The sequence below is a fragment of the Mycolicibacterium vaccae NBRC 14118 = CIP 105934 genome, assembly GCF_001552715.1.
GTDB lineage: Bacteria > Actinomycetota > Actinomycetes > Mycobacteriales > Mycobacteriaceae > Mycobacterium > Mycobacterium vaccae.
In genome coordinates this window covers 48,654-58,681 of sequence record NZ_BCRS01000016.1, presented here as the reverse complement: position 1 = coordinate 58,681, position 10,028 = coordinate 48,654, and the positions used below count along the sequence as shown (strand labels likewise).

The following is a 10,028-nucleotide window of genomic DNA, read 5'->3' as shown; positions in this document are numbered from 1 at the left end:
CCGGATGGCGTCGGCGACCCGCTCGGCGCGCCGGGTGGACCAGGTGAACGGCAGGTTGGCCAGCTTCACGGCCAGCCCGGCCGCGGCCTGCAGCGGCGTGCGACGCAGCGCCGCCGGTCCGCCCAGGGCGTCCTCGGCGAGCACGGTCGTCAGCCACTCCACCGTCGCGGAATGCGCGGTGATCAGCCGGCCGGCCAGGGCCTCCACGCCCGGCTCCTTGGCCGCGACGGCCAGCGCCTTGACGTAGCGCGCCCGGTCCAGCAACTGGCCCTCAAGCGCCAGATCGCCCAGCAGCGCCTCGTCGAACGGTTCGGCCTGCTCGGTGAGCGCCTTGACCGCCGCGGCGGCGCGGCCCAGGAACGGCCCGATCACGTCGGGGAAGCCACCGAGTTCGCGGATCGCCTTCTCGATAGCCTCGGCGCGGATCCTGGCGTTCTCGGCGTTCTGGGTCAGCTCGCGGCGCACCGCGTCGGTGCGCGCCTGCGACACCCTGGTCTCCGCGACCTGGATCTCGGTGTGGGTCAGGTCCAGAATGGTGCGCAACTGCGCGATCAGTGTGGACTTGATGGATTCGGTGGACTCGAAGGTCCTGGTCGGTGCGGCCATCTACTCGATTCACCCCTTGTCTGAGAGTTGGCATGGTGTGTGATTCCTTCAGCGCACTGAATGCGCTCGAGGTCTCGGTTACCCGGCCTCACGGGTCGTCACCGGTTTACGCGCACGATGTGAAAAACCCGGCATTACGTGTGTCTCTCGGCGGTGAACGGGTACCCCGGCCGCGCCCGAGACGACGGTCACCCCCGGTTTGACCCCGCCGCACGTGGGTAAATACGCCGACGTGATGCCGACGCTGGTACAACCCCGATTGCCTGAACCCCGTGGACCGATCTCGATGTCCGTCGTCGAGCAGCTCGCCGAGCGCGCGCCGTTGCGGTATCTGGCCAAGGTGGAGACTTCCCTGGCCGACGCCGACCCCGCCGGCCTGGACCTGCAACTGGCGCTGTACGTCTGCTACGAGCTGCACTACCGCGGATTCGCCGGCGTCGACGGCAAATGGGAGTGGAATCCCGGCCTGCTGTATCTGCGCGGCCGCCTCGAAGAGCTTTTCCTCGAAGACGTGCGCCGACGCGTCGGCGAGATCGCACCCGACGCGTCGGCCCTCGAGGAGCTCGACAAGCTCTGCGTGGAGCCGGTGAACGGCAGCGGCCCGTCATACTTCCTGCGGGACAAGGGAACCTGGGATCAGATGCGTGAGTATTTCGCGCACCGTTCGCTGTATCACCTCAAGGAGGGCGATCCCCACGCGTGGGCGATCCCCCGGCTCACGGGTCAGGCCAAGGCGTCGTTCGTCGCGGTCGAGTTCGACGAGTTCGGCGCGGGCAAGGGCGCGCGGCTGCACCAGCAGTTGTTCGCCGATCTGATGAGCGCCGCCGGCCTGGACACCTCTTACCTCGGCTACCTCGACGACGTGCCCGCCGAGACGCTGGCCGTGGTCAACCTGATGTCGATGTTCGGCCTGCACCGCCGGCTACGCGGTTGCGCGGTGGGACATTTCGCGGCGACCGAGGTCACGTCTCCGCCCGGGTCGCGCCGCATGGTGCAGGCGCTGAAACGGCTGGGCGCGCCGCAGGAGTGCTGGGCGTTCTACGCCGAGCATGTGGAAGCCGACGCCGTGCACGAGCAGGTGGTGCGCACCGATGTGGTCGGCGACCTGGTGGCCCGCGAACCGGACCTGGACCGCGACGTGGTGTTCGGTATCCGCGCCTTCGACCTGGTCGAGAACCGGCTGGCGGATCACCTCATGGATTGCTGGCAGGCCGGTACGTCGTCACTGCGCCGCCCCCTCGACTGAGGGGGCGGGCTCGGACGCCTCGTCACCGGCGCGCGCCCGGCGCCGGTGACTGGTGTCGCACAGCGGATAGGTCTTGGAGCGCCGGCACGCGCAGATCGCGACCATGAACCGGTCCGACTCCACGGTGCTCCCGTCCGGCATCTCGATGCACACGGGACCTTCGACCATCACCGGCCCGCCGGGGACGACGCGGACCACCCGCATGTCGGTCACGGCGCGTCCGCACGGATCACGACGATGCGCTCGTGCCGGCTGCCGCGTGGCAACAGCCCGGCCTTCATCAGCCACGGGGCGCGCGCCGTCATCACCGGCCCGAACGGAATCAGCTGCTGGGCAACGACTTCAGCGCGCATGCCGTGCGCGCGCAGGTCGGCCAGGGTGCGCTGGACGTTCGCGCATTCCGAATGCACGACCAGCATCGTGCCGCCCTCGTTCAGCAGCAGCGGCGCCGCCGCGCACATCGGATCCAGCACCATCCGCCCGTCCGGCCCGGCGTCCCAGGCCCGCGAGGGCCCCGCCGCGGCCGGGATCGGCTCCCCGTCGACCTCGGGCGCTTTCGGGACATACGGGGGGTTGGCGAGCACCACGTCATAGGGCCCGAATTCCACGGCGCGGGCCCACGATCCGCGGTGGACGTCGATGTCCACCCCGGCCGCGAGCGCATCCAGACGGGTCCGCCGCACGGCCTTCGGACAGATGTCGAAAGCGGTCACCTCGCCGGCGCCTGCGGCCGCTGCGGCGATCGCGACCACGCCGCTGCCGGTGCACAGGTCGGCGACCCGGGCCCCGGACAGTACACCCGCCGCGGTCGCCGCTGCGATCAACAGCTGCGAATCCTCTTGCGGGGGATAGACCTCAGTCCCGATCTCGGGGGCGTCGAATTCGGTATATGCGCTCGTCACGGATCATTGATGCCCACTTACCGGACGCCCAAACGTTTGTGCTGACCGGCGGTGGGAACCCGAACGCCATGAGTATCTGCGACACATGTGGCAACGACTACGACAAGGCGTTCACGGTGACGTTCCACGACGGGCGTACCGCGACTTTCGACAGCGTCGAGTGCGCGGCCTCACAGCTGGCCCCGCAGTGTCTGCATTGCGGTTGCCGGATCCTCGGGCACGGCATCGAGACCGACGACGGCATCTTCTGCTGTGCGCACTGTGCGCGCAAGGACACCAACGCCGATGTCAACGACCGTTGGCCGGTGCCCGCGGGGGCCTGACGGATCAGAGCCGGCCCACCGCGTACGCCGCACCCTCGTTGGTCATGCCGTTGACCGGGTACAGCGCGTGCGCGAAGTTGGCGGCGCCCGGAATCGCGCCGTCGCACACGCTGTCCCCGGGAGCGCACAACTGGACCGTCTTACCGGCGTAGAGGGGCCCCACGGTCAGCGCCGGGGCGCCGTACTTCTGCAGGAACGGGCCCGACGGCAGGCCGAACAGGACTACGGCGGCGACGTGGTCGGCGACCTCGGGCGGCAGCGGCTTCGGTGCCGTGGCGGCGGGAATCGACTCAGGCACCCGGTCGGACGTGGCGAAGCCGGACACCACCGCGCCCTGGGAGTAGCCGCCGAGCACCAGTCGGGTGTTCGGGCAGATGTCGGACATGGTCTGCACCCGGTTCGCGGCGTCCCGGACCCCGTCGACGACGGTCTGGGTGAAGGCCGCGCCTGCGCCGAAGTTGTTGGCCGCCGGATAGTTCACCGCGTACACGCCTACCGTGCGGGGTGCGGCCTGGGCCCGCACGGAGTCGATGAACGCCTGGCCGACCCCGCCGACGCCGGGCGCCTCACCGGTGCCGCGCGCGAACACCACCTCGACGTCCGGGCATGCCTGCGCCGACGCCTCCGGCACCACCGGTCCGGCGGTGGTGCCGAATGCCGCCAGCACAGCTGCCCCGGCCAGGCCCGCGAAACGACTCGACCTCATGTTGTCTCCTTCCCGCGCCCGCGACGAGCGTTGCGGCGCACGGGGGCAGTACCACGGGCCCTCCGGGGTCAAACTGGGGCGCTCACCCCTGGTTCTGCGTCGGGCTCTGCGGCGACTCCCACTTCGATTCCAGCGTGCGGGTGACCACCGTGTCGCCGGGCAGTTCGACGTCGAAGGTCTGCCCGTCGTCGGCTTCGAGCGTGATCAGCATCGTCTCGTCGGCCGACGCTCCCCGCCGGTCGATGTGCACGACCTTGTACTGCCGGTCCTCGGCGGGAGGGGCGTCCGGCAGGGGCAACGAGATGAGGTCTCCTGGCGCGACCGTGTCGAGGCGGTCACTCTCGGGCTGGGCAGTCATAGCTCAGACCGTACGCGGATCGGGCCGCGGGATTCGATCGTGGGTCAGCGGGTAATGCTGCCGACGAAGCGAAAGGAGTCATGACATGCCCGATGAACTGCAGGGCCGAAAAGTCGCGTTCCTGGCCGCCGACGGTGTCGAGAAGGTCGAGCTCGAGCAGCCCCGTGCTGCGGTCGTGGACGCCGGTGGCACCGTCGATCTGTTGTCTGTGGACAGCGGGGAGATCGACGCCCGTAACCACGATCTCGAGCCGGCGGGGACGTTCCCGGTGGATCGGGTCGTCGAGGACGCGCGGGTGGACGAGTACGACGCGCTGGTGCTGCCCGGCGGCACCGTCAACGCCGACAAGGTGCGGCTGAGCGAGGCCGCGGTCGCGTTCGTCCGCGATTTCGTCCGATCGGGCAAGCCGGTCGCCGCGATCTGCCACGGCCCGTGGGCGCTCGTCGAGGCCGACGTCGTCCGCGACCGCACGCTGACGTCGTATCCGAGCCTGCGCACCGACCTCCGCAACGCCGGCGCCACCGTCGTCGACCAGCAGGTCTGCATCGACGGCAACCTGATCACCAGCCGGTCGCCGAAGGATCTCGACGCCTTCTGCCAGGCGATCACCGACCGGTTCGCGAGCACTCCCGCGCACACCTGAGAGCCGCCGGCCGCCGGACACGCTTCGGAGTTACAACCGACGGCAATCGGGGCATCCCAGGATTGCCGATACCCGGCGTCCGGGATGCGAGGAGTGCCGATGAATCCCATATCCACGGCCTATCGAGGCCTCACCAAGGTGGCGGACGCCACGACTGCGGCGGCGGGAGCCGTCGGCGGCGCCGCGGTCAGCGGAGTAGTGGGCGGAGTCCAGGGAGTGGCCAACGGAGTCCGCACCGGCGTGAGCAGTGGTAGCCGGTCCTCTGCCGCCGCGGCGCTGACGCTCGGCGCGGTCGGCGCGGCGGGGCTGGTCGAGTGGCCGGTCCTGCTCACCGTCGGCGGGGCGGCGTTGGTGATGCACCAACTCGGCCACCGCGGCGACGGAACGCCGGCGGCGCAAGTCAACGGACGGCCGACGGCGGCCCAGGAGGCGCCGCCGGTGCGGAAGGCGACGGCGCGTCCCGTCAAGGCGGCACGTAAGTCCACCGCCTCGCGGCGCTCTAAGTGAGTTCGCTGCTCCACCGTCTTGTTCGAGGCGCCGGCTCGGTGCTCGGTGCCGTACCGGCGCCGGTCTCACCGGAGTTGTTGAGCGGCATGCGTTCCGCCGCAGGGGAACTCGTCGGCGGTTCGCCTGCCCGGCGCTGCTGGAGCCGCGAGAACCGGTGTTGGGTCGAGGTCCGCGGGTTGGCCGCCGATCCCGACCACGCGCTGGCGCAGGAGGTGGTCGCGGCGCTGAAGGCCGTTCCGGGCGTGCAGTCGGCCCGGGTGAACGTCTCGGTGTCGCGGGTGATCGTGACCGTGGAGCCGGGAGAGACGCCGGACGTCGATGCCCTGTGCGATGCGGTAGCCGCGTCGGAGGCGCGCCTGGATACCGCGGCCTACCCTCCTGCGGATCTGCCGTGCGACAGTGTCGCGTTGGGCGGGCGGCTGATCGCGACCGCGGCCACAGGGGCGGGGTTCTGCGCCGCGGCCGCCGGCCGGATCCTGTTGTGGCCGGCTCTGCCTTCGGGCGTGGTCGCCGTCATCGCGGCCATCGACTACCAGCCCCGGCTGCGACAGCTCGTCGAGGAACGCCTGGGCCCGGACACCGCCGACACGGCGCTGGCACTGGCGGCGGCCTCGGTCTACACGCTCACCCAGTCGCCGTCCTCGCTCGCCGTCGAGTTCTTCCGGCACCTGAGCCAGGTCGGTGAACTGCTCGCCGCCCAGCAGGCCTGGCAGCGGCGTGCGCCGGACCTGACCGGCCGCACCGACACCGACGACCTGCGCGCCAGACCGCAGCGGCCCTGCCCCATGCCGCCCGGGCCGCTCGAACGTCACGCCGAACGCAGCGGTGTCGCACAGGGTTTGGCGGCGACATCGGTCGGGTTGCTGACCCGCGACGTCAACTCCGCGGCCACCTCCGTGGTGGTGACGGCGCCGAAGGCCGCGCGCAACGCCCGCGAGGCGTTCGCCTCGACGCTCGGCCGGGGCCTCGCCGACCGGCACGACGTGCTCACCCTGCGCCCGGATTCACTGCGCACGCTGGACCGGATCGACACGGTGGTGATCGATCCGCGCGTGCTGCTCACCGACCGGTTACGGGTCATCAGCTTGCGGGATGTCGCCGACCATGAGCGGACCCAGGCATGGCAGTGGGCTCAGGAACACGTGCGGGACGGCACCCTGGACGCCGGGTGGCACCTGCTACCGGCGCCGGTGCTGGCCCGCCGAAACGGCCATCCGGCCGCCGCTGCCCTGGTGGGCCATGTGCACCACCCGCAGGCCGCCGGTCTGGTCGGCGAGATCCGCCGCGCGGACCTGCAGGCGGTGTCGGTGGCGGGGGACGAACTCGACGACCTGGGTTCGTCGTTCGACGAGCTGTATCCGGTGACGACGTCGATCGACGACGCGCTGCGCGAGGCCGTGGTCGCGCTGCAGACCGAAGGCCGCACGGTGGCGGTGCTGTCCGCCGAGGCGGTCGACGCGCTGCTCGCCGCCGACCTGGCCGTGGGACTGCCGGCAGCGGACCGGTGTCCGCCGTGGTGCGCCGACATTCTCGTCCCTGACCTGGATGCGGCCTGGCGGCTCGTGCACGCGATCCCCCGCGCGCACCGAGCCAGTCGGCGCGGTGTCGAATTGTCGACCAGTGCAACGATTCTGGGTGCGGTGCTGATGATCCCCGGGGTGAGTGGCCGCGGGCCAGGTCCGGTGACCGCGGGCGCGGCCGCCGGGCTGGCCACCGGACTGTGGCTGGCCCGGGCGACGCTGGCCGACAGTCCCCCGGTGCCCGCGCCCACCCGGGAATGGCACGCGATGTCGGCGGACGAGGTGCGACGGGAGCTTCCGCCGCCCGAACACTCTGTCTCCGAACGGCGTTCACGTCTCGCGGCGACCGCGGACGCATCGGCCACCGCCCTCGGCAATGTGATCGGGCCGCCGCTACGGCTGGCCGGCGAGATCGGGGCCTCGGTGCGCGAGGAGCTGTCCGACCCGCTGACCCCGGTGCTGGCGGTGGGGTCGGCGGCAAGCGCGCTGCTCGGCTCGCCCATCGACGCGATCCTGGTCGGGTCGGTTCTCACGGGGAACGCGATACTGGCTGCGTCCCAACAGGTCCGCGCTGAGCGGTTACTGCGCCGTCTGCTCGCGGTGCAGGATCCGCCCGCCCGGCTCCTGCCCGGCGGCGATGCGGCGAACGGCTACCGCAACGTCGACGCGGTCGGCCTGCTGCCCGGCGACGTCGTCGAGGTGCGCTCCGGCGAAGTGGTGCCGGCCGACTGCCGCATCGTCGAGGCCTTCGACATCGAGGTCGACGAGTCGGCACTGACCGGCGAATCTCTGCCTGTGACAAAGGAAACCGCGGCGACTCCGGGTGCGGCGGTAGCCGAGCGCACGTGCATGCTGTACGCGTCGACCACCGTCGTGGCCGGCTCGGCGATCGCGGTGGTCACCGCGACCGGCGCGCAGACCCAGGTACGCCGCGCGGCCGAGATCGCACCGACGCAGAGTTCGACGGTGGGTCTACAGGCGCAGTTGCGTGACCTGACCAATCGCGCGTTGCCGTTCAGCCTGGCCGGCGGGGCGCTGGTCAGCGGCCTCGGCGTGCTCCGGGGGGTGCCGCTGCGACAGGCTGTCGCCAGCGGTGTGGCGGTCGCGGTCGCCGCGGTGCCCGAGGGGCTGCCGCTGGTGGCAACGCTGGCGCAGCAGGCTTCGGCGCGGCGGCTGTCGCGCGCCGGGGCCCTGGTCCGCAGTCCCCGGTCGGTGGAGGCGCTCGGCCGCGTCGACGTCGTGTGCTTCGACAAGACCGGCACGTTGAGCGAGAACCGGTTGCGGGTCAGCCGCGTCGCCCCTGCCGACGGGTTCACCGACGCGCAGGTGCTGTCGGACGCGGCGCGGGCCACCCCGCCCCGGAACGGAGACCGGCACGAGCACGCCACGGACGCGGCCGTCGTGGAAGCCGCGGGCACCACACCCGGCACCGACGGGATTCACCTCCCGTTCCGGTCGGGACGGCCGTTCTCCGCCTGCATCCAGGGCAACGAACTCGTCATCAAGGGCGCCCCGGAGGTCGTGCTGGAGGCCTGCCGCCGGAAGGGCACCGGGACCGACCACCAGGTCCGCGCGATGGCCGGGTCCGGGCTGCGGGTCATCGCGGTGGCCCGCCGCACGGTCACCGCAGCGCAGGCCGGTGCCGCACGCGCCGACGACAAGGCCTTCGTCGCGCTCTGCCGCGGCGGGCTCACCCTGGAGGGGCTCGTCGGCATCTCCGACACCCCGCGCCAGGGCGCGGCGCAGCTGCTGGCCACGCTGCAGGGACAGCAGGTCGGGGTGCGCCTGGTCACCGGCGATCACCCCGTCACCGCCGCCGCGATCGCCACCGAACTCGGGCTTGCGGTGACGGTCGACGAGGTGATCACCGGTACCCGGTGGGAGTCGATGTCCCGCCGCGGCCAGGAGAGCGCGGTGCAGGACAACGTCGTGTTCGCCCGGATGACCCCCGAGCACAAGGTGCAGGTGGTGCAGACGCTGGAACGGGTCGGGCAGGTGTGCGCGATGGTCGGCGACGGGGCGAACGACGCCGCGGCGATCCGGTCGGCAACCGTCGGTATCGGGGTGGCCTCACGCGGCAGCGACCCGGCCCGCACCGCAGCCGACGTGATGCTGCTGGACGGCCGGATCGAGGCGCTCTCGGAGGCCGTCGACGAAGGCCGCGAACTCTGGCGCAGGGTCCAGGCGGCGGTCGCCGTCCTGCTCGGCGGCAACGCCGGTGAGGTCGCGTTCACGGTGATCGGGTCCGCGCTGACGGGGCGGTCGCCGCTCAACACCCGCCAACTCCTGCTGGTCAACATGCTGACCGACGCGCTGCCTGCGGCGGCGCTGGCCGTCAGCCCGGCCGCGGGCGTGGACCGCAGCTCCGGAAGGGGCCCCGATCAGGCCGCGCTGTGGCGGACCGTCGCCATCCGCGGCACCACCACCGCCGCGGCGGCAACGACGGCCTGGGTCACTGCGGGCTTCTCGCTGCGGCCGAGGCGGGCCTCGACGGTCGCGCTCATCGCGCTCGTGTCCACCCAGCTCGGTCAGACGCTCATCGATTCCCATAGCCCTCTGGTGGTGTCCACCGCGGCCGGGTCGCTGCTCACGATGGGTGCGCTGATCAGCACGCCCGGCGTGAGCCAGTTGCTGGGCTGCACCCCGCTCGGCCCCGTCGGGTGGACCCAGGCGCTGGGCACCGCCGGGGTCGCCACCGCTGCGGCGGTCGTCGCGCCGCGGGTGCTGGCCCGGTTTCAATCCTCGATGTCGAGCACGCCCAGCCGCCACAGCACGGCGTACACCTCGCGCAACGGGATCGCGACCAGCTGGGACAGCGCCGACACCGAATCGGAGGAGACGCTGAGTTCGAAGTCGGACACGGACTCCACGGTCCACACCGCGGGGGTCTGAACACCCAACACGCCATGACCGGGAGGCAACGAATGGCCGAATCCTCGCGACAGACGGCGCCTCATCACACCGTCCACAGGATCCACGACGCCCACTCGATCGCCGTGGAGCTGCCGGTGTTCGGCCGGGTCCAACTGCCCAGACCCGAGCAGCTGGCGTTCTACGCCACCCTCGGGGTGCTGGCCGCCGTCGAGATCATCGAATGGCCCGTCGCGCTGGTGGTGGCCGCAGGTCACCTGTTGGGTCACGATGAGCACAACCGCATCGCCCGGGAGATCGGCGAGGCCCTCGAGGACGCCTAGCGCGACCGGTCGACCGTGCCGGG

General features: G+C 71.5%; 10 protein-coding genes and 2 pseudogenes. 6 read left to right on the top strand and 6 right to left on the bottom strand.

Annotated elements, in window-relative coordinates:
- Positions 1–606 (bottom strand): annotated as a pseudogene (locus tag MVA01S_RS05505) (ferritin-like domain-containing protein); the annotation flags it as partial.
- Positions 607–841: 235 nt separating this feature from the next.
- Between MVA01S_RS05505 and MVA01S_RS05500 the strand changes: the two are divergent.
- Complete coding sequence (locus MVA01S_RS05500) at positions 842–1,852, top strand: iron-containing redox enzyme family protein (RefSeq protein WP_040541886.1); 1,011 nt, start codon at positions 842–844, stop codon at positions 1,850–1,852.
- On the opposite strand, the gene MVA01S_RS05495 is transcribed toward MVA01S_RS05500, so the two are convergent.
- Together MVA01S_RS05495 and MVA01S_RS05490 are read right to left on the bottom strand one after the other, a co-directional pair.
- Positions 1,829–2,056 carry a CDGSH iron-sulfur domain-containing protein gene (locus tag MVA01S_RS05495; protein WP_390176148.1) on the bottom strand — a complete coding sequence of 76 codons (228 nt, stop codon included), beginning with the start codon at positions 2,054–2,056 and terminating at the stop codon, positions 1,829–1,831. The genes MVA01S_RS05500 and MVA01S_RS05495 overlap by 24 nt on opposite strands.
- 5 nt (positions 2,057–2,061) lie before the next feature.
- Entirely contained in the window at positions 2,062–2,754 is a 693-nt protein-coding gene (locus tag MVA01S_RS05490; protein WP_003931432.1) for a HemK2/MTQ2 family protein methyltransferase, read from the bottom strand.
- A 68-nt stretch (positions 2,755–2,822) separates the two neighbouring features.
- Between MVA01S_RS05490 and MVA01S_RS05485 the strand changes: the two genes are divergently transcribed.
- Positions 2,823–3,077: a metallothionein gene (locus MVA01S_RS05485; protein ID WP_003931433.1), complete on the top strand. Its 255-nt coding sequence runs from the start codon at positions 2,823–2,825 to the stop codon at positions 3,075–3,077.
- 4 nt (positions 3,078–3,081) lie between these two features.
- Here MVA01S_RS05485 and MVA01S_RS05480 read toward each other — a convergent pair whose 3' ends face one another.
- Positions 3,082–3,783 (bottom strand): cutinase family protein, encoded by a 702-nt coding sequence (locus MVA01S_RS05480; RefSeq protein WP_003931434.1) that lies wholly within the window; start codon positions 3,781–3,783, stop codon positions 3,082–3,084.
- An 82-nt stretch (positions 3,784–3,865) separates the two neighbouring features.
- Complete coding sequence (locus MVA01S_RS05475) at positions 3,866–4,141, bottom strand: hypothetical protein (protein ID WP_003931435.1); 276 nt, start codon at positions 4,139–4,141, stop codon at positions 3,866–3,868.
- Between the two features lie 85 nt (positions 4,142–4,226).
- Here MVA01S_RS05475 and MVA01S_RS05470 point away from each other — a divergent pair, with 85 nt between their 5' ends.
- The 3 genes from MVA01S_RS05470 (at position 4,227) to MVA01S_RS05460 (ending at position 9,703) form a co-directional block, all read left to right on the top strand.
- Positions 4,227–4,784: a type 1 glutamine amidotransferase domain-containing protein gene (locus MVA01S_RS05470; RefSeq protein ID WP_003931436.1), complete on the top strand. Its 558-nt coding sequence runs from the start codon at positions 4,227–4,229 to the stop codon at positions 4,782–4,784.
- Between the two features lie 99 nt (positions 4,785–4,883).
- On the top strand, positions 4,884–5,291 hold the full coding sequence (locus tag MVA01S_RS05465; RefSeq protein ID WP_040541729.1) for a hypothetical protein: 408 nt from the start codon (positions 4,884–4,886) through the stop codon (positions 5,289–5,291).
- An 86-nt stretch (positions 5,292–5,377) separates the two neighbouring features.
- Positions 5,378–9,703: an HAD-IC family P-type ATPase gene (locus MVA01S_RS05460; RefSeq protein ID WP_003931438.1), complete on the top strand. Its 4,326-nt coding sequence runs from the start codon at positions 5,378–5,380 to the stop codon at positions 9,701–9,703.
- On the opposite strand, the pseudogene MVA01S_RS32335 reads toward MVA01S_RS05460, so the two are convergent.
- Positions 9,592–9,837: pseudogene (locus tag MVA01S_RS32335) on the bottom strand (hypothetical protein); the annotation flags it as partial. The gene MVA01S_RS05460 and the pseudogene MVA01S_RS32335 overlap by 112 nt on opposite strands.
- On the opposite strand from MVA01S_RS32335, the gene MVA01S_RS05455 reads away from it, so the two are divergent.
- Positions 9,736–10,005, top strand: coding sequence for a hypothetical protein (locus tag MVA01S_RS05455; protein WP_003931439.1), 270 nt, complete (start codon positions 9,736–9,738; stop codon positions 10,003–10,005). The pseudogene MVA01S_RS32335 and the gene MVA01S_RS05455 sit on opposite strands and share 102 nt — an antisense overlap.
- Positions 10,006–10,028: the final 23 nt, after the last annotated feature.

What these genes read in the sequence shown, in the direction of transcription:
- MVA01S_RS05485 (WP_003931433.1), top strand. Translation starts at nt 2,823, where the DNA reads ATGAGTATCTGCGACACATGTGGCAACGACTACGACAAGGCGTTCACG.
- MVA01S_RS05460 (WP_003931438.1), top strand. Translation starts at nt 5,378, where the DNA reads ATGCGTTCCGCCGCAGGGGAACTCGTCGGCGGTTCGCCTGCCCGGCGC.
- MVA01S_RS05500 (WP_040541886.1), top strand. Translation starts at nt 842, where the DNA reads ATGCCGACGCTGGTACAACCCCGATTGCCTGAACCCCGTGGACCGATC.
- MVA01S_RS05465 (WP_040541729.1), top strand. Translation starts at nt 4,884, where the DNA reads ATGAATCCCATATCCACGGCCTATCGAGGCCTCACCAAGGTGGCGGAC.
- MVA01S_RS05480 (WP_003931434.1), bottom strand. Translation starts at nt 3,783, where the DNA reads ATGAGGTCGAGTCGTTTCGCGGGCCTGGCCGGGGCAGCTGTGCTGGCG.
- MVA01S_RS05475 (WP_003931435.1), bottom strand. Translation starts at nt 4,141, where the DNA reads ATGACTGCCCAGCCCGAGAGTGACCGCCTCGACACGGTCGCGCCAGGA.
- MVA01S_RS05455 (WP_003931439.1), top strand. Translation starts at nt 9,736, where the DNA reads ATGGCCGAATCCTCGCGACAGACGGCGCCTCATCACACCGTCCACAGG.
- MVA01S_RS05495 (WP_390176148.1), bottom strand. Translation starts at nt 2,056, where the DNA reads ATGCGGGTGGTCCGCGTCGTCCCCGGCGGGCCGGTGATGGTCGAAGGT.
- MVA01S_RS05470 (WP_003931436.1), top strand. Translation starts at nt 4,227, where the DNA reads ATGCCCGATGAACTGCAGGGCCGAAAAGTCGCGTTCCTGGCCGCCGAC.